The following is a 26,897-nucleotide window of genomic DNA, read 5'->3' as shown; positions in this document are numbered from 1 at the left end:
TCTATGCGAGAATTATATGTTCTTGCGGACCGGCTCCGCTGATGCGATGCCGGCCGCCCGGGCCGCGTCGCGCGCGGTCCGCCCATTTCCAGGATCACCCATGACCGATATCTCCGCTTCCTCCATCCAGCCCGCGCTCGTGCGCAACGAGCTGAACCTCGTCTGGCTCGACATGGAGATGACGGGCCTCGACCCGGATAACGATCGCATCATCGAGATCGCGGTCGTCGTGACGAATTCGACGCTCGACATCGCCGTCGAAGGCCCCGTGTTCGCGATCCACCAGAGCGACGAAACGCTCGCGAAAATGGACGACTGGAACAAGTCGACGCACGGCCGCTCGGGCCTGATCGAGCGCGTGCGCGCATCCACGGTGACGGAGGCGGACGCGGCCGCGCAGTTGCAGGCGTTTCTGGCGCAATACGTGCCGCCCGGCAAGTCGCCGATGTGCGGCAACTCGATCTGCCAGGACCGCCGCTTCATGGCGCGCTGGATGCCCGAGCTCGAGCGGTTCTTCCACTATCGCAACCTCGACGTCAGCACGCTGAAGGAGCTGTGCCGCCGCTGGCAGCCGGCGATCTACAAGGGCTTCCAGAAGCGCGCGATGCACACCGCGCTCGCCGACATCCACGAGTCGATCGATGAGCTGAAGTACTACCGCGAGCATTTCCTGATTCCGGCCGCGTCCGCGGCGCCGGCCGGCGAATCGACGCCGGCCGCCTGAGCGCCCGGTACCGCGCGTCAGCGCGGCGGCGTGCGCTGCGCGCTCTTCGGCCGGAACGCCGCGACCACCGCGGCGTCGGTCTCGATGTACGGGCCGCCGATCAGGTCGATGCAATACGGCACGGCGGCGAAGATGCCGGGCACCGTCGACTTGCCGTCGGCGTCGCGCAGCCCTTCGAGCGTTTCGCGGATCGATTTCGGCTGGCCCGGCAGATTGATGATCAGCGCCGCGTGGTCGGCGGTCTCGCGAATCACCGCGACCTGCCGCGACAGGATCGCGGTCGGCACGAAGTTCAGGCTGATCTGCCGCATCTGTTCGCCGAATCCCGGCATTTCCTTCGTTGCTACCGCGAGCGTGGCCTCCGGCGTCACGTCGCGGCGCGCGGGGCCGGTGCCGCCGGTCGTCAGCACCAGGTCGCAGCCGTCGACGTCGACGAGTTCGGCGAGCGTCGCGGAGATCGTCGGCGCGTCGTCCTGGATCAGCCGCGTGTGTGCGCGCCACGGCGAGCGCAGCGCGCCGGCGAGCCACGCCTGCAACGCCGGAATGCCCTTGTCTTCGTAGACGCCGGTGCTCGCACGGTCGCTGATCGACACGAGGCCGACGATCAGTTCGTCCGGATGGTTACGCTTCGTCGTCATCGTCGTCTCCGGCGTCGTCGCTCGGTTCGTCGGCGTCCGGCGTGCCGCTCGCGGTCTTGATCCACTGGAACAGCTCGCGGAAGTAGCGCGGCGGGCGACCCTGCTGCGCTTCCTTGCGCGCGTTGCGGATCAGCGTGCGGCCTTCCTGGATGTCCGCATCCGGATGCTGTCGGATGAATTCGGTCAGCGCGTCGTCGTTCGCGAGCAGCTGTTCGCGCGTGCGCTCGATCCAGTGCAGGCGCGCGGTCGCGGCCTTGTTCACGCCGCGTTGCGCGTCGAGCGCGGTGCGCAGCGCGGCCGTCTCGTCGTCGGTCAGCGAGCGCATCACGCGGCCGACGTACTGCAGCTGCCGGCGCTTGCCTTCGTGGTCGGTGATCCGGCGCGCTTCGCGAACGGCGTCCGCGAGGTCTTCGGGCATCGGCATGCGCTTGAGCGCGTCCTTCGGCAGCTCGACCAGCGCCTGGCCGAGTTCCTGCAGCGCGTGCATTTCGCGCTTCAGTTGAGATTTGCTGGGGCGATCGTAGCCGTTGCCGTCGTCATCGTCGGCGTGCTCGATCGGCTGGATTCGGGTTTTGCGTGTCATGGGCGGCATTGTATCGCGGCGCGGATACCCGAAGCTTGTCGGTGTCCGGCCCCGGACCTTGCTATGATCGCGGGATACGCAACATTTTGAACATGCGGGCGCTCGCCCGCCACCGGATATCACGACGATGGCAGCCAATCTCGACGTACAAGCGCGCTATTTCCCGCACACGCAGGACCAGCTCAAAGAAATTGCCTCCGACATCCTCCGCCATGCGAAGGCGCTCGGCGCGACGGATGCGGCGACCGAGATCTCCGAAGGCGACGGCCTGTCGGTGTCGGTGCGCCGCGGCGAGGTCGAGACGATCGAGCACAATCGCGACAAGATGGTCGGCGTCACGGTGTTCATCGGCAAGAAGCGCGGCAATGCGAGCACGTCGGACTTCTCGCCGGCGGCGATCAAGGATACCGTCGCGGCCGCGTACAACATCGCGCGCTTTACCGCCGAGGACGACGCGGCCGGCCTTGCGGAAGCCGAACTGCTCGAGACCGACCCGCGCGACCTCGATCTCTATCATCCGTGGGCGCTGACGGCCGACGAGGCCGTCGAGATCGCGCGCCGCGCGGAAGACGCCGCGTTCGCGGTCAGCCCGCAGATCCGCAATTCGGAAGGCGCGAGCGTGTCGGCGCAGCATTCGCAGTTCGTGCTCGCGACGTCGCGCGGCTTCCTCGCCGGGTATCCGTACTCGCGCCACTACGTTGCGTGCGCACCCATCGCGGGCAGCGGCCGTCACATGCAGCGCGACGACTGGTATTCGTCGAAGCGCAGCGCGGTCGATCTCGCGGCGCCGGAAGCCGTCGGCCGCTACGCGGCGGAACGCGCGCTCGCGCGGATGGGCGCGCGCCGGCTCGACACGCGCAAGGTGCCGGTGCTGTTCGAGGCGCCGCTCGCGGCCGGGCTGCTCGGTGCGTTCGTGCAGGCGGTGAGCGGCGGCGCGCTGTACCGGAAGACGTCGTTCCTCGTCGACAGCCTCGGCAAGCCGGTGTTCGCGCCGCACGTGCAGATCGTCGAGGATCCGCACGTGCCGCGCGCGATGGGCAGTGCGCCGTTCGACGAAGAGGGCGTGCGCACGCGCGCGCGCAACGTCGTCAAGGACGGCATCGTCGAGGGCTATTTCCTGTCGACCTATTCGGCGCGCAAGCTCGGCACGCAGACCACCGGCAACGCGGGCGGCTCGCACAATCTCGCGCTGCGCAGCTCGAACACGCAGCCGGGCGACGACTTCGACGCGATGCTGAAGAAGCTCGGCACGGGGCTGCTGCTGACCGAGCTGATGGGTCAGGGCGTGAACTACGTGACCGGCGACTATTCGCGCGGCGCGGCCGGCTTCTGGGTCGAGAACGGCGTGATTCAGTATCCGGTCGAGGAAATCACCGTGGCGAGCACGCTGCAGGAGATGTTCCGGCATATCGTCGCGGTCGGTGCCGACACGATCGTGCGCGGTACGAAGGAAACCGGCTCCGTGCTGATCGAGCAGATGACGATCGCCGGCCAGTAAGCAGTATGCGAGACGCGGCGTCGGCCGCGATCGACGAAAAAAGCCCGACCGGCGCTTGCGAGCCGGTCGGGCTTTTTCATGGCGCGTGCGGCATTAATCGTGTTTGCGCGCGTAGACGACGAACGCGTAGTCGAACGTGTTCGGTGCGGCCGCTCGATGCGATTCGCGCGACACTTCGTGCCAGTGCGCCGGGTCGGGCGCCGGGAACGACGCGTCGCCGTCGAAGTCCGCATCGATTTCGGTGACGATCAGCTTGTCGGCGAGTGCGAGGCCTTCTGTGTAGAGCTGCGCGCCGCCGAGCAGGAATGCCTCGGCGGCCTGGTCACGTGCGGCGAGCGCAAGCGCGTCGGCGAGCGACGTGACCGTGTCGCACCCGTCGAAGCGACGCGACGCGTCGCGCGTGACGACGATGTTGCGGCGGCCGGGCAGCGGTCGGCCGATCGATTCGTGCGTCTTGCGGCCCATCACGATCGGCGCGCCCATCGTCGCGCGTTTGAAGAACGCGAGATCCTCCGGAAGTTTCCAGGGCAACTGGTTGTCGCGGCCGATGATGCCGTTGCGGGCGCGCGCGACGATCAGGGTCAACGTCGTCATGAGAGGGTAGAAAAAGGAAAACCGGGATGGCGGCGATTCTACCGGAACGACGCGCGGCACTCGTCTTGCCGCGATGGCGCGCCGCTCGCGCCGCGCCGCGCGGTACGATGCGATTCAGCGGCAGCGTGAGCGAGCGACCTGGCCGTCGGTTCGCGCGCGCAGCAGCACGCGTTTCGCTTTCACCGACTCGGCGAAACGGATCGCCGTCGTTGCGGTTCGATTCGATCGCCGTTCGTTCGGTGATCCCGATCGGCATGCCGAATCGCGTATCGATCACCGACGCGTGCCGGTTTGCGCGCTTCGCTGCATCGCATGACGTATCTCGCCGGACGGCGGCACCGGAAGCGGCGGCGCAGTCGGCGCGGCGATCTCGTCCCACAGCGTGACGGACGTGCGCGCGGCCGAAACCGGCTGCGGTGCCGATACGGCGACGATACCCGCGTCGTTCCCGCGCCCGGCGTTTTCGTCCGCGCGCGACGATGCACATGCGCACGCAGCCGCCGTCGCAATGGCGATCGTAACGAAGGCATGCAAAAGATGTGTTCGCATGGTCACACTCCCGATCCGTTTCACGATTCAGCGAAATGCATGCCATCGCGCGACGAGCGTTGCCGCAATTGCGGTTCGCGCGCGAGCGTTGTGAACCGGCATCGAAAACGCGCGGAAATGTTTCAGGCTTGAAACGACGGGGCTCGGGAATACTGCGGATTCAATCCGCGCGTTTCAAGGACGAAAATCGGCTCGTGTGTCGATACGAGAGCGCTGCGCGATGCGGCGTTATATGCAGATGATTGATCTGCATCGACCTCCTGAGCGATTCCGTTGCTTGCCATGCAGCCCGCAACCGGATTGTCGCAATCAGCGCCTATAACAAGCTGTGTCGACGAAAATAACGGGACGCGAGATAAGCGCCATCAAGCGAGGCTGTCATTGCCGCGCATCGATAAGGCGAATCGAGCTGCCTCAGGCCGGACCCGATTCGATCCTTTTCGCACGCAGGCTAGCGTGCGCGGCAATCACGAGTTGGCTGATGAACGGGGTGGGGATATGGGAGCCGAGCTGCGGCATGTGATCTATTACTCGCGCGAACCGAACGACGCGTTGCGCGGGCATTTCGACAAATGCGGGTGGAGCGTCGATCTTGCGCAGACCGTCCGCGACGTACGTCGCATCGTGCAGCACGGCGTCGCATCCGCCGGCCTGCTCGATTTCTCGCCGGGCTTCAAGCCGGCCGAGCTTCACGAACTCGAATCGTGCCTGTCGATCCAGCGCATCGGCTGGATCGCCGCGACGCGCCGCGGACAGCTGGACGACTCCACGCTGCGGCATCTGATTCGCGACTACTGCTTCGACTACGTGACGATGCCGTACGAGACCGCGCGCATCGTCGAGACCGTCGGTCATGCGTACGGCATGGTCGCGCTGACCGAGCCGGTCGCGCCGACGGCCGGCGCCGGGCGCGGCGAGGGCGAGATGGTCGGCACCTGCGATGCGATGCTCGGGCTCTTCAGGACGATCCGCCGTGTCGCGACGACCGACGCGCCGGTGTTCATCTCCGGCGAGTCGGGCACCGGCAAGGAACTGACGGCGGTCGCGATTCACGAGCGCTCGTCGCGCGCGCATGCGCCGTTCGTCGCGATCAATTGCGGCGCGATTCCGTCGACGCTGCTGCAGGCCGAGCTGTTCGGTTACGAGCGCGGTGCGTTCACCGGCGCGAACCAGCGCAAGATCGGCCGCGTCGAAGCCGCGAACGGCGGCACGCTGTTTCTCGACGAGATCGGCGACCTGCCGCTCGAAAGCCAGGCGAGCCTGCTGCGCTTTCTGCAGGAAGGCAAGATCGAGCGGCTCGGCGCGCACGCGTCGGTGCCGGTCGACGTGCGCATCATCTGCGCGACGCATGTCGACATGGCCGCGGCGCTGCGCGAAGGGCGTTTTCGCGAGGATCTGTTCCATCGGCTGTGCGTGCTGAAGATCGAGGAGCCGCCGCTGCGCGCGCGCGGCAAGGATATCGAAGTGCTCGCGCGTCACATGCTCGAGCGCTTCAAGGGCGACGCGCATCGGCGGCTGCGCGGCTTCTCGCCGGATGCGGTCGCGGCGCTGTACGGCTATTCGTGGCCCGGCAACGTACGCGAGCTGATCAATCGCGTGCGGCGCGCGATCGTGATGTCGGAAGGCCGGATGATCACCGCGGCCGATCTCGAGCTGCACGATTACGCGACGCTCGCGCCCGTGTCGCTGACCGAGGCGCGCGAAGCCGCCGAGCGGCACGCGATCGAGCAGGCGTTGCTGCGTCATCGCGGCCGTTTTGCCGATGCCGCGCGCGAACTCGGTGTATCGCGCGTGACGCTGTACCGGCTGATGTGCGCACACGGGATGCGCGGCCGCGACGATACGCTCGCAGGGTTTTCGCCGCCGCTCGCGGAGGTTCGGCAGCACGCTTGCTAAAATTGGCGGGTGCGGCCGCCCTCGCGGCCGAAGGAACCCGCATGAAACAGTATCTCGACCTCGTTCGCACCATTCTCGACACCGGCACCTGGCAGGAGAACCGCACGGGGATCCGCACCATCAGCATGCCGGGCGCGATGCTGCGTTTCGACCTGCAGGAAGGCTTTCCGGCCGTGACGACGAAGAAGCTCGCGTTCAAGTCCGCGATCGGCGAGCTGATCGGCTTCCTGCGCGCATCGCGCAGCGCGGCCGACTTCCGCGCACTCGGCTGCAAGGTCTGGGATGCGAACGCGAACGAGAACGCGCAGTGGCTCGCGAATCCGTACCGGCAAGGCGTCGACGATCTCGGCGACGTGTACGGCGTGCAATGGCGCCAATGGCCGGGCTACAAGGTGCTCGACGCCGGCGCCGACGCGCAGATCGCGGACGCGACGCGCCGCGGCTTCCGGATCGTCACGCGCTTCGACGAGGACGGCGCGCCGAAGGTGCTGCTGTACAAGGCGATCGATCAGCTGCGCCAGTGTCTCGACACGATCATGGAGAACCCGGCCGATCGCCGCATCCTGTTCCATGCGTGGAATCCGGCCGTGCTCGACCAGATCGCGCTGCCCGCGTGCCATCTGCTGTATCAGTTCCTGCCGAATGTCGCGAAGCGCGAGATTTCGCTGTGCCTGTACATCCGCAGCAACGACGTCGGGCTCGGCACGCCGTTCAACCTGACCGAAGGGGCGGCGCTGCTGTCGCTCGTCGGCCGGCTGACCGGCTATACGCCGCGCTGGTTCACGTACTTCATCGGCGACGCGCACATCTACGAAAACCAGCTCGACATGCTGCAGCAGCAGCTCACGCGCGAGCCTTACGAAAGCCCGCGGCTCGTCATCGCGGACCGCGTGCCCGACTACGCGAAAACGGGCGTCTACGGGCCGGAATGGCTCGAGAAGGTCGAACCGTCCGATTTTTCGCTCGTCGGCTATCGGCATCATGAGCCGCTGACCGCGCCGATGGCGGTCTGAGTCCGCCGCGCACCCGCGGCGCGATTCATCGCGGCGCGGCGGCGTCATTGAACGAAGCAGCAAGGCCCGAACGGTACACGTGCCGTTCGGGCCTTGTCGCTTGTTGGCGGTCAGACTACTGACGATGCCGCTCGTCGTGGCCGCCGTGCGGCGGGTTGCCCGAATGCGGCGCGTCGGCTCGCGGTGTCGGCTGAGCGCGCGGCTCCACGTGCGGCGCAGGCATCGGCGCACGCGGTTCCATGCGCGGCGCTTGCGGCTGCGGGCGCGGCGCGTCGTGCGGTACCGGTGCCGGCGGCCGGTAGTCGGTCCCGCGCGGCGGCGGGACTTCGCGATGCGGTGCCGGCGGCACGAATTCCGGGCGCGGTTGCGGAGCCGGCGCCGCGCGCTCGGTTCGTCGTTGCGACGGCTCGGCCGGCGTCGGGAAATCGCGACGCGGACGCGGTTGCGCCAGCTGCGCGGTCGTGTCGACTTGCGGTTGCGGCACTGCGCGCGGGCTCTCGCGACGTGTATCGGGCGCGCCGTTCGGTGCGGCCGCCGCAGGTTCCCGATGCGGCGCCGGCGTGCCGTCACGCACGGCAGGCAGCGCGTTCGGGCCTGCAGCGTGGGGTGCGGCAGGCGCAGCCGAGCGCTGACGCTCCATCGGCGTGTGCGGCTGCATCCACGTGGGCGCGGGCGCCGTGCCCGCGTGCGCGTTGCCGGGACCGGCCGGGCTGTTGATCGCCACCGGCGGATGCGGAACGCCGTTTCCTGGGCCGAATGCCGAATGCGGTGTGCGGTTGTCCGGCCCCTGCGGCGTCGCGTTGGCGCCGATAACGCGCGATGGCGGTGCTGCGCCGTTCGCCGCGCGTGCAGCGTTCGGCATTGTCGGCGCCGGCGCGTTCGGTGCCGGACCGCCCACCTGCGCCGGACGTTGCGCCGCCGGGCCGGCGTGCGCATCGCGCGGCGCGCGCGCCGGCTGCACGACCGGACCATGCGGATCGACGAGCTGCACGTTGCGCATCGTCCACGCGCCGCCGCCGTTTCGGTTGCCCGTCGCGCGCACCGGGTGCGCGACGTAATCGGCCGGCACATTCGTCTTCACGATGGGCGCGCCTGCGCCGGGCACGCGCGCGCCTCGTTGCGCGAGCTGCGCGGCGGCCTGGTCGCGATACGCGGCCGGTACGACGGGGTTGCGGGTGGCGACGAACGGATGCTGCGCGATCGCGGCCGGCGGACGGTAGTTCGCGGTACGCAGCCCGCCGGTGAAGCTCTGCCGCACCGGTGCGATGCCCGGTGTTCCGGGCATCACGTGCGCGTTGCGCCACTGCTGCGGGTCGACGCGCTGCGAGAAGCGCGCGACGGGTTGCCCGTGCACGAACGCGGACGCCGGCACCGCCGTGATCGCATGCGGCGCGCGGAAGTTCACGTACGTGTTGTTGATGTTGGTGACGTTCACGGTCTTGTTCACCGTCACGTTGTTCACGACGATGTTCCGGTTCACGCGCTCGTAGTAGTGCGGGCTCCAGCCGCCCCAGCCGGGGTGCCACGGTTCGCCGGGGCCGAGCGCGAACCATGCGCAGCCGGCCGCGGCCGCGCCGCCGACCGTCAACGCGACGCTCCAGTCCGGGCCGCCGCCTCCGCCGACGAATGCCACGAGCGCCGGCGCGTATGCAGGCGGCCGGCTGACGACCATCGGGCCGGGCACCCATGCCCAGCGGTCGTCCACGTATGCCCAGCGACCGTAGTGATACGGCGCGAAGCCCCACGGCGCGTCGTCGATCCACGTCCAGCCCCACGGCGCCTGCCAGATCCAGTGGCCGTCGTGATACGGCGCCCAGTCGGCCGGCGTGTCGTTCGGCACCCATACCGCACCGTAGTTCGGCGTGTCGCGCCACGTGCCGTTGGCGTCGAGATCCTGATAGCCGGGGATGTCGCGCGACACGTAGCGCGCCGACACCGAGCGGTCCTCGGCCGCGTCGCGCGCGGCCGCCCATCGGTCGAGCGCGTCGGGGCCCGGCGCGGCCGACTGCTGTGCGACCTGCAGGTCGGTGCCGGTGAACACGACCTGCTGGCCGGGCGACAGCGGGTACTGGCCGTTGCTGCCGTACACGGTCGCGCTGCCGCTGCGCACGGTGACGGTCGTGCTCGCGCTGTTCGGCGCGACGTCGACGCGATAGTCGCCGGGGCCCGTGATGCCGAGCGCGAGATTCGGCGTGTCGATTTCGTACGACGTACCCGCAGGCAGCGCGCGCACGTGCGTCGACACGGTGCCGAGGCCGACCTTCAGCTGCGTCGTCGTGTCGTCGAGGTTCAGCACCGACAGGCTCGTCGATTCGCCGAGCCGCACCGCGGTCGAGCCGATATGCAGCTCCGAGCGTGCGCCGGCATCGTTCCACAGCTGATCGCCGGTCGTCAGCGGGCGGTTCACGGCCGCGTACGACCACGTATCGGTGCCGGCCGGCTCGGTCGTCACGGCGCCCGACAGGTAATTGAGCCGTGCGACGCGGCCCGGCGGATCGCCGCTCGATTGCTGCGCGGCGGCCGCATACGGCGCGGCGGCGGTCGATTGCGCGAACGCGTCCGGCAATGCCGCCATCGCGGCGAACGCAAGCAGCGTGTAGCGGGCGGTACGCTTGAGCGTGAACAGCGGGGCCATGATGAGCATCTTCTTCGTGATTGTCGCGACGCGTCGATTCGCGCCGCTGAATTCACGATATCCGGTCGGCCTGTTTCAGTGCTCGGTGTTTTGTAAGTCGAAACGTCCGCGATGTAACAAAACTTGTCGATCGCGCGCCGTTGTCGTGCGGTTGCAATGCAGCCGTCAAGCGCCCGTAAGCCACGCGTCGAAAGCCTGCTGACCCGGCACGGTGACGCGCAGCACGCGCGGCCGCGCGGTGCGCTCGATCCAGCCGCGCGCGCAGAAGCTGTCGAGCAGCGCCGCACCGAGCGCGCCGCCGAGGTGCGGGCGGCGCTCGCTCCAGTCGAGGCATCCGCACGCGAAGCGGCGGCGCCGCGCGCGCTGCTGAGCGACGTCGATGCCCCAGCGCGCGAGCGCCTGCGTGCCGAGTTCGGTCGTGTCGATCGTATCGCCGTGCGCATGCAGCCAGCCGCGCGCGGTGAGGCCGTCGAAGATGCGCACCGCGAGTTCGCCGGCCATGTGGTCGTAGCAGGTGCGCGCATAGCGCAGTTCGGCCGGGACCGTACGCGACGGCGGCGGCACCGGCCGATGCGGCGCCGCCGCGCGCGCGACGTTCGCGAGTGCTTCGAGTGCCGCCGCGACGTCGGCCGACGCGATCCGGTAATAGCGGTGCCGGCCGCGCACGTCGAGTGCGAGCAGGCCGCCTTCGGTCAGCCGCGCGAGATGCGCGCTCGCCGCCGACGGCGACAGGCCGGCAATCATCGTCAGTTCGCCGGCGGGCCGCGCGCTGCCGTCCATCAGCACCCACAGCATCGCCGCGCGCCCCGGGTCGGCGATCAGCGCGCCGATGCGGCTCAGGCCCGGAAAGTGAGAGTCGTCTCGATCGGTCATCGTCGTCTGTCATTGCGAAGTCGACCTGCAGTGTAGGCGCTGCGGTCATTCGATGTTTCAGGCTCCGGTGAAATGTCGCGGCCGCGAGGCGCGCGGGCGGCGCGCGTAGAATGGCGGCACGCGGCGGCGCCGGGCCGCCCGCATGCGACACGATGCGACGATGAAGACGATTTTCTGCCTGTTGGCGGCCGCGCTCGTTTGCGCGGCCTGTGCGCAGGGCGGCGCGGGCGCCGCCGGCGAGCGGGGCGGCAGCCTCGAGATGTACGGCACGATCGACCAGGGCATCACGGTGCGCCGCTGACGCACGTCGGGGTCGGTCGGCCGCGGCCGCGGCCGCGTCGCGCGGCCCGCCGCGCTGCGACGCATCGCCGCAGCGCACCGTATAATGCCCCCAAATTACAGCGCCCCCGCCGCCTGGAGCCACGCGATGTCCCAACCGTCCCCCGTACCGGCCGCTCTCGACCGGACCGAAACCGTATTCCGCTTCCTCGCCGAGCCGTCTTCCGTGAACTTCGGCGGCAAGGTGCACGGCGGCGCGCTGATGAAGTGGATCGACGAGGTCGCGTACGCATGCGCGGCGGTCTGGTCGAGCCGCTATTGCGTGACGGTCAGCGTCGGCAACATCCGGTTCCAGCGGCCGATTCTCGTCGGCAATCTGGTCGAACTGAAGGCGCGCGTCGTTGCGACCGGCCGCACCAGCATGCACATCCACGTCTCCGTGCATGCCGGCGATCCGAAGGGCGGCGTGCTGCGCCAGACGACCGACTGCCTCGTCGTGTTCGTCGCGGTCGACGAGAACGGCAACCCGGTGCCGGTGCCGCCGTTCGTGCCGGAGACCGACGAGCAGAAGGTGCTCGCGAAATATGCGGCCGACGTGCGCGCCGCGCTCGACAAGATCGTCGAGATGAAGCCGGAAGAGGTCGCGAAGGGAACGGTCTGAGCGCAACGGGCGCAGTGGGCGCCGCGTACGTCGCCGCGCCGCGCCCGGCGGCCCGTTCGCCGCGCGGTTACCGCGACCCGATCATCTGTTCCGGCCGTACCCACGCATCGAATTCCGCCTCGGTCAGGTAGCCGAGCGCGAGCGCGGCGGCTTTCAGCGTCGTGCCTTCCTTGTGCGCCTTCTTCGCGATCTGCGCGGCCTTGTCGTAGCCGATATGCGGGTTGAGCGCCGTCACGAGCATCAGCGATTCGTTCAGCAGCGAATCGATGCGCGCGCGGTTCGGCTCGATGCCGACCGCGCAGTGATCGTTGAAGCTCTGCGCGCCGTCCGCAAGCAGCCGCACCGACTGCAGCACGTTGTGCGCGATCATCGGCCGGAACACGTTCAGCTCGAAATTGCCGCTCGCGCCGCCGACGTTGACCGCGACGTCGTTGCCGAACACCTGGCAGCACAGCATCGTCACGGCTTCCGACTGCGTCGGATTCACTTTGCCCGGCATGATCGAGCTGCCCGGTTCGTTCTCCGGGATCGACAGCTCGCCGAGCCCGCAACGCGGGCCGCTCGCGAGCCAGCGCACGTCGTTCGCGATCTTCATCAGGCTCGCGGCGACGGTCTTCAGCGCGCCGTGCGCGAACACCAGCGCGTCGGCGGCCGCCATCACCTCGAACTTGCTCGGTGCGGTCACGAACGGCAGCTTCGTCAGGCGGCCGATCTCATCGGCGACGCGCACCGCGAACTCGGGATGCGCATTCAGCCCGGTGCCGACCGCGGTGCCGCCGAGCGCGAGCTCGTACAGGTGCGGCAGCGCCGATTCGACGTGCCGGATGCCCTGATCGAGCTGCGCGACATAGCCGGAAAACTCCTGGCCGAGCGTGAGCGGCGTCGCGTCCTGCAGGTGCGTGCGGCCGATCTTCACGATATCGGCGAACGCTTTCGATTTTGCGTCGAGCGTCGCGCGCAGCGTGCGCAGCGCCGGCAGCAGATGATTGACGATCGCGTACGCGGCCGCGACGTGCATCGCGGTCGGGAACACGTCGTTCGACGACTGGCCGCGGTTCACGTCGTCGTTCGGATGAACCTTGCGCGCTTCGCCGCGCTCGCCGCCCATCAGCTCGCTGGCGCGATTCGCGATCACCTCGTTCAGGTTCATGTTCGTCTGCGTGCCGGAGCCCGTCTGCCAGACGGCGAGCGGGAATTCGCGCGCATGCTTGCCGGCGATGATTTCGTCGGCCGCGGCGATGATCGCCTGCGCCTTGTCGTCGGCGAGCACGCCGAGCGACTGGTTCACGGCCGCCGCCGCGCGCTTGACGATCGCGAGCGCGTGGATCAGCTCGGGCGACTGCTTCTCGGTCGAGATCCGGAAATTCTGCAGCGAGCGCTCGGTCTGCGCGCCCCACAGCCGATCGGCCGGCACGGCGATCTCGCCGAACGTGTCGCGTTCCATCCGAACTGCTTCGTTCATGATGCACTCCTCGAGGAAAGGGAAGGGCCGCGCGTCGCGCGGCGGCGGGCGTATCGTGAGGCAGCGGCGCCGCTCGCGCGGCGCCTTCGGGTGTTCAGCCGACAAGCATAGCGCCCGCCGCGATTTTGCGTCGCGTCGCGGCCGGTTCGATGCGTCAGTGCAGCCGCGACACGAGCGACGCGCTCTTCAGATGAAAGCGCCATGCCATCAGCGCGGCCACGCTCGCGAGGCCGGCCGCGAGCCCCCACCACAGGCCGCGCGCGCCGAGCCCCGCATGGAACGCGAGCCAGTAGCCGGTCGGAAAGCCGATGCCCCAGTAGCCGAACGTCGCGGCGAGCATCGGCACGCGCGTGTCCTTCAGCCCGCGCAGCGCGCCGGACGCGACGGTCTGCATGCCGTCGACGATCTGGAACACCGCGGCGATGCCGAGCAGCGACGCGGCGAGCGTGACCGTCGGCACGTTCGCCGGATCGTCGAGGTGCAGGTACAGGCCGACGATCGTATGCGGCGCGACGATCATCACGAGCCCGGACAGCGACATGAATGCGACGCCGAGTCCGAGCGCGACGAAGCCGGCATGACGCGCGGCCACGGGCTGGCCGGCGCCGGCCCAGTAGCCGACGCGCACGTTGGCCGCCTGGCCGATCGCGAGCGGCACCATGAACGTCACCGACGCGACGTTCAGCGCGATCTGATGCGCGGCGAGCGACGTCGCGCCGAGCACGCCGACCGTAAGCCCGGTCGCGAGAAAGAGCGTCGATTCGACCCCGTACGTGATCGCCACCGGCCAGCCGATGCCGATCAGCTCGCCCATCACCGGCAGTTTCGGACGCGCGGCGGTGACGAAATGGCGGAACCGTTGCCGGCCGTGCAGCAGCCAGATCAACGCGAGCGCGGTGAGCCAGATCGTGATCGTCGTCGCGACTGCCGAGCCGAGAAAGCCGAGCCGCGGCAGTCCGAACGCGCCGTGAATCAGTCCGTAGTTCAGCACGCCGTTCACGCCGACGCCGCCGATCGACACCCACAGCAGCCGCCGCGCGGCGCCGATCGCCGGCAGAAACGCGCGCATCAGCCCGACGCCGATCAGGCTGCCGAGCGCCGCGAAGCGCAGGATGCCCGTGTATTCGCCGACGTGGCGCGCGAGCACCGGCGGTTCGTGGAACATCAGCAGGATCGGCTCGGCAAGCGACAGCGCGACGATCGCGGGAATCGCGAGCAGCACGGACAGCGCGAAGCCGGTCCAGTAGATGTGCGGCACGCGATCGTCGGCCTGGGCGCCGCGCGCGTGCGCGACGCTGACGCTGACCGACGACAGCACGCCCTGCAGCACGGTCACGATCACGAAGAAGAAGTTCGCGCCGAGACCGCCCGCGGCGAGCGAATCGGGGCCGAGCGAGCCGAGCAGCACCGTGTCGGTGACGCTCATCGCCATCTGCGACAGTTGTGCGATTGCGAGGGGCGCGGCGAGGCGCGCGGTATCGGCGGCGTGGCTGGACAGCGACGGCGGCACGGCGGCCGTCCTCGAGAGACCGGAATGCGACATGGGATGAGCGCTCGCGCGGGAGCGGGCCCGCGCGCGATGTATTTATTTTGAGAGACGGTCAGCTTACGGCTTTATTCGTGCCGTGTCGAACGCGCGCGCCGATGGCCATGCCGCGCAAAGGGGAACGCTATGCGCCGTGTACCGCGATGCGCGTATCGCCGAGCAGCACGACCTGGCCCGCACGGATCTTGCACGTCTTGCGCAGCTCGACCGCGCCGTCGACTTTCACCGCGCCGGACGCGACGATCATCTTCGCGGTGCCGCCGCTGTCCGCGAGGCCGGTGATCTTGAGGAGGTTGTGCAGCTCGACGTAGTCGCCGGTCAGCGTGAAATCCAGATTGGGCATGACGAGAAGGTGCGCTGCGCGCGGGAGGAGTCGCTCCGCATCATACGGCACCGCGGGCCGGTGCGCGAGCGCGGGCGGCCGCGCAGTTGTTAGCGACTGTGAGCGAGTCGTCAGCAAATGAAACGGTGGGTAACAGTCTGAGAGATCGGCGAACCGGTGCGGCGAGCGGCGGGTCTTTCCGGATACCTGCTGCATGTCGCGGCAGGCGACGCGACGGATCGCATCGACGCGATCCGCGCCCGCAACTTCTCGAGGAGGATAGTCATGTCCAAGATTCGTACGATGCTGATCGGTGCCGCGCTGACGGCGTTCGCCACTTCGGCTGCGTTTGCGCAAACGGGCACGGCCGCGCAGGGCACCGCAGGCGCGGGCGCCGGCATGCAGACGCAGACGCCGGGGGCCGGGGTCGGCGCGGGCGCGCAGGGCGGCGCCGGGACGAACGCGACCGGCAACGCGACGGGCGGTGCGGCCGGCGGTGCGGCCGACTCGGCCGGCGCGACGGCCAACGGGGCGAACGATACGGCGGCGTCCGGCGTGCATTCGACGAAGAAGCATACGAAGCACACCGCGAAGTCGACGAAGCATCACGCGCGCTCGACGCAGTCGAAGGTCGGCGACGAAGCGGTCGACGGCAGTGCGTCGACCGGTGCGCAGGGCGGCGGCTCGGCGTCCGGCGGCACGCAGTAGGCGATATCCGTTCCCGGTCGACGTACGGCGGACGGTGCGTGCAGCAGGCCGTGCGTCGTGACGGCGGCAATCCGGCGGCCCGGTTCGTGTCATGCGAGCCGGGCCGCTCTTCGTTCTTCGCTTGTCTGCTTGTTCGCGTGCGCGGCTACGGCCGCTGCTGCTCGTGCCCCGCGCCCGTCGACGAGCGCGCCGGCGGCGAGAACACGCTGCGCAGCCACGCGGCGAGCCGTGCGAACACGTCGTACGGCTCGTCGACGAAAATCTCCGGTTTCAGCAGCCGCAGGTATTCCATGATCTGCTGCGCTTCCTGCTTCTGGAACGAGCCGTGCGCGAGCCCGAGCCGCAGCAGCCCGCGCAGTTCGCCGAGCTTGTCGCGCGCCGCGCTGCCGACGCTCATCTCGCACGCGAGCTTCGCTTCGTACACGCGCTGTCGCAGCGATTCGGCGAGCCGCCACGCGGGCGTCTGCATCATTTCCTCGAGCGTCTGGATGTCGTGTACCGCCCCCTTGATCTGCGCGGCGAGCGGATCGACGAGCGACGCGTCGCCCTGCGCTTCGGCGACGATCGCCTTCGCCCAGTCGCGGCATGCCTTCGCGAGCTCGTCGGGCGTCCATTCGGAACGCGACGCGAAGCCGAAGCCGAATTCGCTCGCCTGCCGCATCAGGATCGCGACGACGTCCGGGAACTCCTTGTCGAGCGTGCGCTTCGCCCACGCGTACTGGCCGCCCTCGAGCATTCGCTGCACCGCGTGCTCGGTCAGCGGCACCATGTTGTCGAGCAGCTTGGCGCGCAGGAAGTCCTCGAACGACGGCGTCGCGAACTGCGGGTCGAGTTTCAGCGACACGCGCACGAACGCATCGTAGTCCTTGCGCAGGGACGCGAGGGTGTCGTCTTTGACGGAAAGGGTGATCTGGCCCATGAATCGTCTCGATGGCGGCCTGCGCGTGCCGACGGCCGGCGCCGCGCACGGCTACGGGCGCAGCGTCGACTGACCGGTTCGCGCCGAGGCCGATGGCGGGTCTTCACCCGCTATATCGGCGCGTCCGGCCGAAACTTGAGCCGCGCGCTGCGCCGCGCGCGGTCAGGCCGGCAGCCACCGGTGCAGCACGATGCCCTGCCAGAAGAAGAACACCGCGAGGCCGACCGCGATCGTCACGAGCGGGCGGCGCGTCGTGGCCGACACGAGCACCGCGGCGAGCGCGCCGACGAGCTGCGGATTGCGCCACGTGAGTTCGGCCGTGCCGCCGTGCGGCGATACGACCATCGGCACGATGATCGCGGTCAGCACGGTGACCGGCACGAAGCCGAGCGCGGTGCGCACGAGCGGCGCGAACGTGAGCCGCTCGCCGAACAGGAACAGCGTCGTGCGGATCGCGTACGTGATGACGGCCATCCCGAGAATCAGCAGCGCATAGCTCATGATGCGGTCTCCGTTCGCGAGCCGGGGCGCGAGCGTTCGTGCCGCAGCGCGAGCACGACGCCGACCGCGACGCCGGCCGCCACCGCGCCGAGCAGCCCGAGCTTGTACGGCCAGTCCTGCCAGAAGTACGCGAGCGTGCCGGCGGTGGCCGCCGCCGCGAGATAGCGCAGCTTGCCGAGCTGCGGGACGACGATCGCGATGAACGTCGCCGCCATCGCGAAATCGAGGCCGAGCGACTGGAGGCCCGGAAACGCGGCGCCGAAGCCGATTCCGGCGAGCGTCCACACCTGCCAGTTCAGATACATCGCGAGGCCGGAGCCGAAGAAGTAGTGGGGGCCGATCGCGCCGGGCGGGAAGTGCCGGTAGTGCGCGTACGCGACCGCGAACACTTCGTCGGTCATCAGCGCGCCGAGCGTCGCGCGCCAGCGCAGCGGCAGATGCGCGACGTACGGCGCGAGCGTCGCGCTGTACAGCAGGTGGCGCAGGTTGACGATCAGCGTGGTCGCGAGCACGACCGCGAAGCTCGCGCTGCCCGCGATCAGCCCGAGCGCGATGAACTGCGCGGAGCCCGCGAACACCGCGAGCGACATCAGCGCGCCGTGCCATGCGGCGAGCGGGCCGCCGGCGACCAGCGTGCCGAAGATCACGCCGAACGGCGCCGCGCCGATCATCATCGGGATCGTGTCGCGGGCACCGTCGAGCCATTCGTTGAGCGGGCGCCGCGCGGTCGGCGCGGGCGGAGGTGTCGGGTTAGAAGGGCGCGTGTCCATGCGATCGAGGATAGCGGACCGGCGGTTCGCCGACTTGTACGTTCTTGCTGTCGCGGGCGGCGGCACCGCGACGCAGAGGCCGCAACGCAACGCGCGCGCGGCGATCCTCGGGTGCGCGGGATGCCGGGGCGCGAAACGCCGCGCGTCAGCGCGCCTGCCAGCGTCCGGGCGGCACGCCGAACATTCTCTTGAAATGCCGCGTGAAGTGGCTCTGATCGACGAAACCGCTCGCCGCCGCGACGTCGGCGACCGGCGCGCCGGCACGCAGCGGCGCGAGCGCGCGCTGCAGCCGCAGCTGATTGCGCCACGCGTGCGGCGGCATGCCGACGGTGCGCGTAAAGAGCCGCGCCGCGTGAAACGGCGACAGGCCCGCTGCCTGCGCAACCTCGTCGAGCGTGACCGTGCTCGCCAGATCGGCGGCGAGCCGCTCGCGCATCGCGTCGACGCGCGGTTCGTCGGCCGCGAGCGTCGCCGGCCGCGGCCGTGTATCGGCGTGCCGCACGATCAGCGTCGACAAAGCATCGAGCATCGCCGTTTCGGCAGCGAGCGGATCGTAGACGCCGCCGGGCGCGTCGGACGCCGGCCCGTCGGCCGGCTGCCCGTGCGCATGCGACGGCGGCGTACGCTCGCTGCCGGCTTCCATCATCCGGTGCGCGAGCGCGAGCCGCGCGGCGAGATCGGCGTCGCGGATCACGCCGGGCGGGAACCACGGCGCGTCCTGCGGGCGGCCGGCGATCGCGCTCGCGAGATTGCGGACGAAATCGACCGGCACATAGCCGACGCGATAGCACCAGCCGTCGTCGGTGGCGCGCGAGCCCGTATGTACTTCGCCGGGATTGATCACGGGCACGGTGCCCGTCTCGGCGACGTAGCCGCTGCCGCGATACGTGAAGCGCTCCGCGCCCTCGAGGATCACGGGGATCGTGTACGCGTCGTGCCAGTGCGGCGCGAACGCGTGATCGCGATAGGTGGCCGTGACGAGATCCGCATCCGGCAGCAGCGGCGTGCGCCAGTAGCGGACGGAATCGCGAAGACGAAGGGCTGGCATCGGCGGGCGCGGGGAGCGGGCGAGGCGACAGTGTATCGGCCGGGGAGCAGGCGCGCTTACTTGACCGGAATCGTCGTGCCGGCCGGCACGGGGACGGCGGTGACCGCGTTCTTCGGGCTGCCGCTGACGATGCGGTCGCTGTAGGTCAGATAGACGAGCGTGTTGCGCTTCTTGTCGACCACGCGCACCACATGCAGCGTCTTGAAGATGAACGACATGCGCTCGCTGAACACGTCGGTCTGCTGCTTCAGCGGCTCCTTGAACGCGAGCGGGCCGACCTGCCGGCATGCGATCGACGCTTCGCTCGGATCCTCCGCGATGCCGAGCGAACCCTTGATCCCGCCCGTGCGCGCACGCGACACGTAGCACGTGACGCCGGAGACGACCGGATCGTCGTAGGCTTCGACGACCACGCGATCGGAGCCCGTCACGCGGAAATGGGTGTTGACGCTGCCGACTTCTTCCGCGTGCGCGAGCGGGGCGGCGGCGAAGGCGCAGACGAGGGCGGCGAGCCGCACGGGGGAAAGGAGACGATGCTTCATCGATGGAACCGGAGCGTATGCGTATGCGGGACGCAAACTCTAGCATGCGCAGCGACGGCGGCCGGAAAAACGAAAGGCCCGTCGAATGACGGGCCTTTCGCTGTCTGGCTCCCCGACCTGGGCTCGAACCAGGGACCTACGGATTAACAGTCCGGCGCTCTACCGACTGAGCTATCGGGGAATAAATCGGTACGTCTGCGTTTGGTTACCAGTAAAAAGCCCGTCTACCTTCAACGGGCCTTTGCATTTTTTGGCTCCCCGACCTGGGCTCGAACCAGGGACCTACGGATTAACAGTCCGGCGCTCTACCGACTGAGCTATCGGGGAACAAACAGCAGAGAAACGAGATTGTATGGAGTGTCGGCTAAGCTGTCAACACCTTTGGGCCGCCGACGGAGAAAAATTTCTGCGGCTGCCGCGCGATCAGCGCTCGAGCAGGTGCAGCTTGTCCTGCACGTCCTTCCACTCGTCCGCATCGGCAGGCGCCGGCTTCGTCTTCGTGATCGACGGCCAGACTTTCGCCAGCTCCGCGTTCAGCGCGGTGAACTGCTGCTGGTCGCCAGGAACGTCTTCTTCGGCATAGATCGCGTTGGTCGGGCATTCGGCCACGCATACCGCGCAGTCGATGCACTCGTCCGGATCGATGGCGAGAAAGTTGGGACCTTCACGGAAGCAATCCACCGGGCACACATCCACGCAATCCGTGTATTTGCACTTGATGCAGCCTTCGGTCACAACGTGAGTCATTAAAACGCTCCTGCTTGGCGGTATATATGGGGTGGCGTTTGCGCCAAAAGCGGCATTGTAACTGATGCACAAAACCCGCATCGCGCGGTCGGCTTTCCGGCTTATATCGTTTCGTGATTAGTTTATGGGGCGCGGACCGCCGCCCGCGCGCGCCGCCGCGCCGCCGTTCGGCGATGGTCCGGCACGCATTCGGGTAACATGACCGGCAGACCGGACGGCGCGCGGTGCGCCGGGGCCCTGTCTCGATATTGGCGGTGCCGCACATCATGATCATCACTTCGCTGCTCGACACGGATCTCTACAAGTTCACGATGATGCAGGTCGTCCTGCATCACTTCCCGGCCGCAAACGTCGAATACCGTTTCAAGTGCCGCACGCCCGGCGTCGATCTCGTCCCGTACATCGACGAGATCCGCGACGAGGTGCGCGGGCTGTGCTCGCTGCGCTTTACGGACTTCGAACTCGATTACCTGCGGCGGATGCGCTTCATCAAGAGCGATTTCGTCGACTTCCTCGCGCTGTTCCATCTGAACGAGAAGTACATCTCGATCACGCCTTCGCCGAAGGGCAACGGCGAGATCGACATCGAGATCAAGGGGCCGTGGCTGCATACGATCCTGTTCGAGATTCCGGTGCTCGCGATCGTCAATGAAGTGTATTTCCGCAACACGCAGCGCGATCCCGACTATCGCGAAGGGCGCGAGCGGCTGCGCGAGAAGATCAAGCTGCTCGGCGCGAAGCCCGAATTCGCGGACTGCAAGATCGCCGACTACGGCACGCGCCGGCGTTTCTCGAAGGTCTGGCACGAGGAGGTCGCGCTCACGCTGCGCGACGGGCTCGGTGCGCAGTTCGCGGGCACCAGCAACGTGTTCTACGCGATGAAGCACGGGCTGACGCCGCTCGGCACGATGGCGCACGAATACCTGCAGGCGTGCCAGGCGCTCGGGCCGCGGCTGCGCGATTCGCAGACGTACGGCTTCGAAATGTGGGCGAAGGAATACCGCGGCGACCTCGGAATCGCGCTGTCGGACGTCTACGGCATGGACGCGTTCCTGAACGATTTCGACATGTACTTCTGCAAGCTGTTCGACGGCGCGCGCCACGACTCCGGCGATCCGTTCGAATGGGGCGAGCGGATGATCCGCCATTACGAGGCGAACCGCTGCGACCCGCGCACGAAGGTGCTCGTGTTCTCCGATGCGCTCGACATCCCGAAGGTCATGCAACTGTACGAACGGTTCCGCGGCCGCTGCAAGCTCGCGTTCGGCGTCGGCACGAACCTGACGAACGATCTCGGCTACGTGCCGCTGCAGATCGTGATCAAGATGGTCCGCGCGAACGGGCAGCCGGTCGCGAAGCTGTCGGATTCGCCGGGCAAGAGCATGTGCGACGACAAGGCGTATCTCGCCTACCTGCGCCAGGTGTTCGGCATCGCGCAGCCGGTCGACGACGACGCGTCGAAGTAGGCGTCGGCCGCGTCGTCCGTTCGATGTCGCGCGAACGGACGGCGTGCGTCGCGCCGAGGCCGGTCGGTATAATCCGGCGATATCGCACGCCACCGTCACGAGGCCGTTCATGGACACTTCCGCTGCCCGTCGCCAGATCCTCGCACGCATCCGCGCGGCGCAGGGTCGTGCGGCCGAGCCCGATGCAGCGGAGCGCGAGAGCGTCGCCGACTATCTCGCCCGCCATCCGCAGGGCCCGCGTCCGCCGGCGCCGGCCGATCTCGTCGCCGCGTTCGTCGACGAAGCCGCGCGGCTCGCGACGACGGTCGACGAGGTCGACACGCTTGCCGACGCGCCCGCCGCCGCCGCTCGCTATCTTTCCGCTCACGGCCTGCCGACGCAGGCGATCGCATGGCGCACGCTGTCTACGCTCGACTGGGCGGGCGCCGGTCTGTCGGTCGAATACCGGAAGCCGCGCGACGGCGATCTGGTCGGCCTGACCGGCTGCTTCTGCGCGACCGCCGAAACCGGCTCGCTGGTGCTGCTGTCGGGGCCCGACACCTATGCGTCGGCCGGGCTGCTGCCGGAGACGCACATTGCGATCGTGCCGGCATCGCGGATCGTCGCCGGCCATGAAGACGCGTTTGCGCTGATCCGCGCGGAGCGCGGCGAGCTGCCGCGCGCGGTCAACTTCGTGTCGGGGCCGTCCCGCACCGGCGACATCGAGCAGACCATCGTCCTCGGCGCACACGGCCCGTATCGCGTGCACGCGATCGTCGTTCGCGGCGCGTGACGCGCGGCGTTCATCACCATCATTCGAGGAAGTCCTGCATGAAACGACATGCCGCCTGGGCGCGCATGGCGTCGGGAGCGGCGCTCGGCGCCGTTCCCGCGCTCGCATCGGCCGCCACGCTCGACGGCGCCACGCTGTCCGCGCTGTGGGGCATCCCGTTCGCCGGGATTCTGCTGTCGATCGCGCTGTTCCCGCTCGTCGCGCCGGTGTTCTGGCATCGCCATTTCGGCAAGATCGCCGCCGCGTGGGCGATCGCGTTCCTGGTTCCGTTCGCGGTCGCGTTCGGCGCGGGCACCGCGTTCGGCACGCTCGTGCATGCGCTGCTCGAAGAGTACATCCCGTTCATCGTGCTGCTGACCGCGCTGTACACGGTCGCCGGCGGCATCTGCGTGAACGGCAACCTGCACGGCACGCCGAAGCTCAATACCGCGATCCTCGCGCTCGGCACGCTGCTCGCGAGCGTGATGGGCACGACGGGCGCCGCGATGCTGCTGATCCGGCCGCTCTTGCGCGCGAACGACAACCGCACGCACGTCGTGCACGTCGTGATCTTCTTCATCTTCCTCGTCGCGAACGCGGGCGGGTCGCTGTCGCCGCTCGGCGATCCGCCGCTGTTCCTCGGCTTTCTGAACGGCGTGAGCTTCTTCTGGACGACCGTGCATCTCGCGCTGCCGATGCTGTTCGTCTGCGCGCTGCTGCTGGCGATGTTCTTCGCGCTCGACACGTACTTCTACCGGAAGGGCGGCGAAGAGCGGCCGGCCGCGCTCGATCCGACGCCCGACGGCGCCGCGCTGTCGATCGACGGCAAGCTGAACTTCGTGCTGCTCGCCGCCGTGATCGGCCTCGTGCTGATGAGCGGCGTGTGGAAGCCGGGCATCGCGTTCGACGTATGGGGCACGCACGTCGCGCTGCAGAACGTCGTGCGCGACGTCGCGCTCGTCGTCGTGACGCTCGCGTCGCTCGCGCTGACGCCGCGATCCGCGCGCGAAGGCAACGCGTTCAACTGGGCGCCGATCGAGGAAGTCGCGAAGCTGTTCGCCGGCATCTTCGTGACGATCGCGCCGGTGATCGTGATCCTGCGCGCGGGCGCGGACGGCGCATTCGCGTCGGTCGTCCATCTGGTCACCGGGGCGGACGGCAAGCCGATCGACGCGATGTACTTCTGGGCGACCGGACTGCTGTCGTCGTTCCTCGACAACGCGCCGACGTATCTCGTGTTCTTCAACCTCGCGGGCGGCGACGCGCAGACGCTGATGACGACGGGCGCGACGACGCTCGCCGCGATTTCCGCGGGCGCGGTGTTCATGGGCGCGAACAGCTACATCGGCAACGCGCCGAACTTCATGGTGAAGGCGATCGCCGAATCGCGCGGTGTACGGATGCCGAGCTTCTTCGCGTATCTCGGCTGGGCGTTCGTCGTGCTGATACCGGTGTTCCTGCTCACGTCGTGGATCTTCTTCACGGCGTAAGCTCACGATTTTCAACCTGGCTTTTCAACCAAGCGCGGGCGGTCGCGCGGCGCACGTCGCGCCGCGTTCCGGCCGCGGCATGCGGAGATGGCGATGCAGAAGATTCTGGTCGCGCGTCCGATCTTTCCGGACGTGATCGAGCGGCTCAAGCAGTATTTCGAAGTCGATTGGAACGACGGCGACGTGCTCGCGCCCGACGCGCTCGCCGCGCGCCTCGTGGACAAGGACGGCGCGCTGACGGCGGGCGATCCGATCGGCGCATCGACGCTCGCGGCCGCGCCGCGGCTGCGCGTCGTGTCGAACATGGCGGTCGGCTACAACAACTTCGACATGGCCGCGTTCAACGCGGCGAACGTGCTCGGCACCAACACGCCGGACGTGCTGAACGAATCGACGGCGGATTTCGGCTGGGCGCTGATGATGGCGGCCGCGCGCAGGATCGCCGAATCCGAGCACTGGCTGCGCGCAGGGCGCTGGCAGAAGTGGGCGTACGACGGTTTTCTCGGCAACGACGTCTACGGCTCGACGCTCGGGATCATCGGGATGGGGCGCATCGGCCAGGCGCTCGCGCGTCGCGCGCGCGGCTTCGACATGCAGGTGATCTATCACAACCGGTCGCGCGTCGCGCCGGAGATCGAAGCCGAACTGAACGCCGAATACGTGTCGAAGGACGCGCTGCTCGCGCGCGCGGACCACGTCGTGCTCGTGCTGCCGTACACGAAGGAGAACCATCACACGATCGGCGCTGCCGAACTCGCGAAGATGAAGCGCACCGCGACGCTGACCAACATCGCGCGCGGCGGGATCGTCGACGACGCGGCGCTCGCCGCCGCGCTGCGTGACGGCACGATCGCCGCGGCCGGCCTCGACGTGTTCGAAGGCGAGCCGCGCGTGCATCCGGCGCTGCTCGAGGTGCCGAACGTCGTGCTGACGCCGCACATTGCGAGTGCGACCGAGAAGACGCGCCGCGCGATGGCGAACCTCGCGGCCGACAACCTGATCGCCGCACTCGGCGAAGGACCGCGCGCGGGACGGCCGCCGAACCCGATCAACCCCGACGTGATCGGGAAGCCGCGGGCATGACGACGACGTTGCTGCTTGCCGCCGTCGTCGTGCTGGCGCTCGCGCTGGCGGTTGCGATCGTCGCGCTCGTGCGCGGTAGCCGCCACGACGACGTCGCGGTGCTGGGCGACCAGATCGAGGACGCCGCGCATGCGCACGCGCGGGCGGTGGAGCGGCTCGAGCGCGAGCTGCGCGGCGAGATCGCTGAGAACGCGCGCGGCTCGCGCACCGAGCTCGCCGGCAGCTTCGCGCAGCTTCAGCAGACGCTCGCCGCGCAGCTGACGAGCGTCGCGACCGTGCAGAACAATCAGATCGAAGGCTTTGCGCAGCAGCTCGCGAAGCTGGTTGCCGGCAACGCGCAGCAGTTCGACGCGATGCGCGACGGCATGCAGCGCCACGCGCAGCAGGCGCGCGACGAGCAGACGACCGCGCTCCGGCTGTTCGGCGACACGCTGAACCGGCAGCTCACGCAGCTGACCGAGGCGAACGACCGCCGGATCGGCGAGGTGCGCGCGACGCTCGAGCAGCGGCTGAAGGAAATCGAGACCAACAACGCGGCGAAGCTCGAGGAAATGCGCCGCACCGTCGACGACAAGCTGCACGCGACGCTCGAGCAGCGGCTCGGCGAGTCGTTCAAGCTCGTGTCGGAGCGGCTCGAGCAGGTGCATCGCGGGCTCGGCGAGATGCAGACGCTCGCGGCCGGCGTCGGCGACCTGAAGAAGGTGCTGACCAACGTGAAGACGCGCGGCACGTGGGGCGAAGTGCAGCTCGAGGCGCTGCTCGAGCAGATGCTGACGCCCGATCAGTACGCGAAGAACGTCGCGACGGTGCCGAAGAGCGGCGAGCGCGTCGAGTTCGCGATCCGGCTGCCGGGCCGCGACGCCGGCACGCGCGATGCGTCGCCGGTATGGCTGCCGATCGACGCGAAATTTCCGCGCGAAGACTACGAGCGGCTGATCGATGCGCAGGAGCGTGCCGATGCGGTCGCGGTCGAGGATGCAGCGCGCGCGCTCGAAGCGCGCGTGCGGCTGGAGGCGCGCACGATCGCCGAGAAGTACGTCGCGCCGCCGCATACGACCGATTTCGCGCTGCTGTTCCTGCCGACCGAAGGACTCTACGCGGAAATCCTGCGCCGTCCGGGGCTGACCGATCTGCTGCAGCGCGACTATCGCGTGACGGTCGCCGGGCCGACGACGCTCACCGCGCTGCTGAACAGCCTGCAGATGGGGTTCCGCACGCTCGCGATCGAGCAGCGTTCGAGCGAGGTGTGGCAGGTGCTCGGTGCGGTGAAGACGGAGTTCGGCAAATTCGGCGACGTGCTTGCGCGCACGAAGTCGCAGCTCGAATCGGTCACGCGTTCGATCGAAGCGGCCGAGCAGCGCACGCGCGTGATGAACCGCAAGCTGAAGCAGGTCGAGGCACTGCCGGGCGATGCGGCGGCCGGCTTGCTCGGCGCGCAAGGCTCGGACGGCGCCGATGCGGACGACGCGTGAAGCGCGACGCGTCGCGCCGCAAACAGCTGGAACGAGAAACGGGCGCCGCGTGAACTGAACCCCAGAAGTTGGACGGTTCAGGAATGCTAGGCCAGCCGGGGCTGGGTTCTGTATTGAACAGGACTCA

General features: G+C 68.6%; 26 protein-coding genes and 2 tRNA genes. 12 read left to right on the top strand and 16 right to left on the bottom strand.

What is annotated here, in order from left to right; genetic code table 11:
- Nucleotides 1-100: 100 nt before the first annotated feature.
- The gene (gene orn / locus BUB20358_RS06900; protein ID WP_006764835.1) at nucleotides 101-724 is read left to right on the top strand and encodes an oligoribonuclease; all 624 of its coding nucleotides are present in this window, start codon (nucleotides 101-103) and stop codon (nucleotides 722-724) included.
- A 17-nt stretch (nucleotides 725-741) separates the two neighbouring features.
- On the opposite strand, the gene mog is transcribed toward orn, so the two are convergent.
- Nucleotides 742-1,362: a molybdopterin adenylyltransferase gene (gene mog, locus BUB20358_RS06895; protein WP_006764834.1), complete on the bottom strand. Its 621-nt coding sequence runs from the start codon at nucleotides 1,360-1,362 to the stop codon at nucleotides 742-744.
- Entirely contained in the window at nucleotides 1,346-1,945 is a 600-nt protein-coding gene (gene yjgA, locus BUB20358_RS06890) for a ribosome biogenesis factor YjgA (protein WP_272148206.1), read from the bottom strand. Before yjgA ends, mog begins: the two co-directional genes overlap by 17 nt.
- A gap of 127 nt (nucleotides 1,946-2,072) precedes the next feature.
- On the opposite strand from yjgA, the gene pmbA reads away from it, so the two are divergent.
- On the top strand, nucleotides 2,073-3,443 hold the full coding sequence (gene pmbA / locus BUB20358_RS06885; RefSeq protein WP_006764832.1) for a metalloprotease PmbA: 1,371 nt from the start codon (nucleotides 2,073-2,075) through the stop codon (nucleotides 3,441-3,443).
- 93 nt (nucleotides 3,444-3,536) lie between these two features.
- Here the strand turns inward: pmbA and BUB20358_RS06880 are convergent, their stop codons facing one another.
- Nucleotides 3,537-4,037: a dihydrofolate reductase gene (locus BUB20358_RS06880; RefSeq protein ID WP_045552483.1), complete on the bottom strand. Its 501-nt coding sequence runs from the start codon at nucleotides 4,035-4,037 to the stop codon at nucleotides 3,537-3,539.
- Nucleotides 4,038-5,084: 1,047 nt separating this feature from the next.
- Here BUB20358_RS06880 and BUB20358_RS06875 point away from each other — a divergent pair.
- Both BUB20358_RS06875 and BUB20358_RS06870 read left to right on the top strand, forming a co-directional pair.
- Nucleotides 5,085-6,482, top strand: a complete 1,398-nt coding sequence (locus BUB20358_RS06875; RefSeq protein WP_006764830.1) for a sigma-54 dependent transcriptional regulator — start codon at nucleotides 5,085-5,087, stop codon at nucleotides 6,480-6,482.
- Nucleotides 6,483-6,523: 41 nt separating this feature from the next.
- Nucleotides 6,524-7,495: a thymidylate synthase gene (locus BUB20358_RS06870; RefSeq protein WP_006764829.1), complete on the top strand. Its 972-nt coding sequence runs from the start codon at nucleotides 6,524-6,526 to the stop codon at nucleotides 7,493-7,495.
- A 115-nt stretch (nucleotides 7,496-7,610) separates the two neighbouring features.
- Here BUB20358_RS06870 and BUB20358_RS06865 read toward each other — a convergent pair whose 3' ends face one another.
- Nucleotides 7,611-10,130, bottom strand: coding sequence for a DUF6600 domain-containing protein (locus BUB20358_RS06865; protein WP_035973398.1), 2,520 nt, complete (start codon nucleotides 10,128-10,130; stop codon nucleotides 7,611-7,613).
- A gap of 165 nt (nucleotides 10,131-10,295) precedes the next feature.
- A complete protein-coding gene (locus BUB20358_RS06860) occupies nucleotides 10,296-11,003 on the bottom strand; it encodes an ArsR/SmtB family transcription factor (RefSeq protein WP_035972802.1) in 708 nt (235 codons plus the stop codon).
- A 160-nt stretch (nucleotides 11,004-11,163) separates the two neighbouring features.
- Between BUB20358_RS06860 and BUB20358_RS06855 the strand changes: the two genes are divergently transcribed.
- Together BUB20358_RS06855 and BUB20358_RS06850 are read left to right on the top strand one after the other, a co-directional pair.
- Nucleotides 11,164-11,304, top strand: coding sequence for a hypothetical protein (locus BUB20358_RS06855; protein ID WP_006753078.1), 141 nt, complete (start codon nucleotides 11,164-11,166; stop codon nucleotides 11,302-11,304).
- A 126-nt stretch (nucleotides 11,305-11,430) separates the two neighbouring features.
- Nucleotides 11,431-11,943, top strand: coding sequence for an acyl-CoA thioesterase (locus tag BUB20358_RS06850; RefSeq protein ID WP_014897688.1), 513 nt, complete (start codon nucleotides 11,431-11,433; stop codon nucleotides 11,941-11,943).
- A gap of 67 nt (nucleotides 11,944-12,010) precedes the next feature.
- Here the strand turns inward: BUB20358_RS06850 and fumC are convergent, their stop codons facing one another.
- The 3 genes from fumC to BUB20358_RS06835 form a co-directional block, all read right to left on the bottom strand.
- Nucleotides 12,011-13,405 (bottom strand): class II fumarate hydratase, encoded by a 1,395-nt coding sequence (gene fumC, locus BUB20358_RS06845; protein WP_006764825.1) that lies wholly within the window; start codon nucleotides 13,403-13,405, stop codon nucleotides 12,011-12,013.
- Between the two features lie 154 nt (nucleotides 13,406-13,559).
- Nucleotides 13,560-14,948 (bottom strand): multidrug efflux MATE transporter NorM, encoded by a 1,389-nt coding sequence (gene norM, locus BUB20358_RS06840; protein WP_035972799.1) that lies wholly within the window; start codon nucleotides 14,946-14,948, stop codon nucleotides 13,560-13,562.
- A 127-nt stretch (nucleotides 14,949-15,075) separates the two neighbouring features.
- Nucleotides 15,076-15,294: an RNA-binding S4 domain-containing protein gene (locus tag BUB20358_RS06835; RefSeq protein ID WP_035972798.1), complete on the bottom strand. Its 219-nt coding sequence runs from the start codon at nucleotides 15,292-15,294 to the stop codon at nucleotides 15,076-15,078.
- 264 nt (nucleotides 15,295-15,558) lie between these two features.
- On the opposite strand from BUB20358_RS06835, the gene BUB20358_RS06830 reads away from it, so the two are divergent.
- On the top strand, nucleotides 15,559-15,981 hold the full coding sequence (locus tag BUB20358_RS06830; protein ID WP_035972795.1) for a hypothetical protein: 423 nt from the start codon (nucleotides 15,559-15,561) through the stop codon (nucleotides 15,979-15,981).
- Nucleotides 15,982-16,126: 145 nt separating this feature from the next.
- Here the strand turns inward: BUB20358_RS06830 and BUB20358_RS06825 are convergent, their stop codons facing one another.
- The 8 genes from BUB20358_RS06825 to fdxA form a co-directional block, all read right to left on the bottom strand.
- Nucleotides 16,127-16,900, bottom strand: coding sequence for a DUF4088 family protein (locus BUB20358_RS06825; protein ID WP_006764822.1), 774 nt, complete (start codon nucleotides 16,898-16,900; stop codon nucleotides 16,127-16,129).
- Between the two features lie 162 nt (nucleotides 16,901-17,062).
- A complete protein-coding gene (locus BUB20358_RS06820; protein WP_035972793.1) occupies nucleotides 17,063-17,401 on the bottom strand; it encodes an AzlD domain-containing protein in 339 nt (112 codons plus the stop codon).
- Nucleotides 17,398-18,171, bottom strand: a complete 774-nt coding sequence (locus BUB20358_RS06815) for an AzlC family ABC transporter permease (RefSeq protein ID WP_035972792.1) — start codon at nucleotides 18,169-18,171, stop codon at nucleotides 17,398-17,400. The genes BUB20358_RS06820 and BUB20358_RS06815 overlap by 4 nt, the downstream gene beginning before the upstream one ends.
- Nucleotides 18,172-18,316: 145 nt before the next feature.
- A complete protein-coding gene (locus BUB20358_RS06810; protein WP_035972791.1) occupies nucleotides 18,317-19,219 on the bottom strand; it encodes an AraC family transcriptional regulator in 903 nt (300 codons plus the stop codon).
- A gap of 56 nt (nucleotides 19,220-19,275) precedes the next feature.
- Nucleotides 19,276-19,761, bottom strand: coding sequence for a CreA family protein (locus BUB20358_RS06805; protein WP_006764820.1), 486 nt, complete (start codon nucleotides 19,759-19,761; stop codon nucleotides 19,276-19,278).
- 105 nt (nucleotides 19,762-19,866) lie between these two features.
- Nucleotides 19,867-19,942: transfer RNA gene (locus BUB20358_RS06800), tRNA-Asn, on the bottom strand.
- Between the two features lie 70 nt (nucleotides 19,943-20,012).
- Nucleotides 20,013-20,088 (bottom strand) — tRNA-Asn (locus tag BUB20358_RS06795).
- 96 nt (nucleotides 20,089-20,184) lie between these two features.
- Complete coding sequence (gene fdxA / locus BUB20358_RS06790; protein WP_012213808.1) at nucleotides 20,185-20,508, bottom strand: ferredoxin FdxA; 324 nt, start codon at nucleotides 20,506-20,508, stop codon at nucleotides 20,185-20,187.
- Nucleotides 20,509-20,774: 266 nt separating this feature from the next.
- Between fdxA and pncB the strand changes: the two genes are divergently transcribed.
- The 5 genes from pncB to BUB20358_RS06765 all read left to right on the top strand — a co-directional run bounded on the left by pncB (nucleotide 20,775) and on the right by BUB20358_RS06765 (nucleotide 26,770).
- A complete protein-coding gene (gene pncB, locus BUB20358_RS06785; protein WP_035973397.1) occupies nucleotides 20,775-21,974 on the top strand; it encodes a nicotinate phosphoribosyltransferase in 1,200 nt (399 codons plus the stop codon).
- Between the two features lie 109 nt (nucleotides 21,975-22,083).
- On the top strand, nucleotides 22,084-22,746 hold the full coding sequence (locus BUB20358_RS06780) for a LutC/YkgG family protein (protein WP_035972790.1): 663 nt from the start codon (nucleotides 22,084-22,086) through the stop codon (nucleotides 22,744-22,746).
- A gap of 38 nt (nucleotides 22,747-22,784) precedes the next feature.
- Nucleotides 22,785-24,215 (top strand): sodium:proton antiporter, encoded by a 1,431-nt coding sequence (locus BUB20358_RS06775; protein ID WP_006764816.1) that lies wholly within the window; start codon nucleotides 22,785-22,787, stop codon nucleotides 24,213-24,215.
- Between the two features lie 93 nt (nucleotides 24,216-24,308).
- Nucleotides 24,309-25,298 (top strand): 2-hydroxyacid dehydrogenase, encoded by a 990-nt coding sequence (locus BUB20358_RS06770; protein ID WP_035973396.1) that lies wholly within the window; start codon nucleotides 24,309-24,311, stop codon nucleotides 25,296-25,298.
- A complete protein-coding gene (locus tag BUB20358_RS06765; RefSeq protein ID WP_006764814.1) occupies nucleotides 25,295-26,770 on the top strand; it encodes a DNA recombination protein RmuC in 1,476 nt (491 codons plus the stop codon). Before BUB20358_RS06770 ends, BUB20358_RS06765 begins: the two co-directional genes overlap by 4 nt.
- Nucleotides 26,771-26,897 lie beyond the last annotated feature (127 nt).

It is taken from the genome of Burkholderia dolosa (genome assembly GCF_902499135.1).
In the GTDB taxonomy this organism is placed as follows: domain Bacteria; phylum Pseudomonadota; class Gammaproteobacteria; order Burkholderiales; family Burkholderiaceae; genus Burkholderia; species Burkholderia dolosa.
This window is presented reverse-complemented; position numbering and strand designations above follow the sequence as displayed.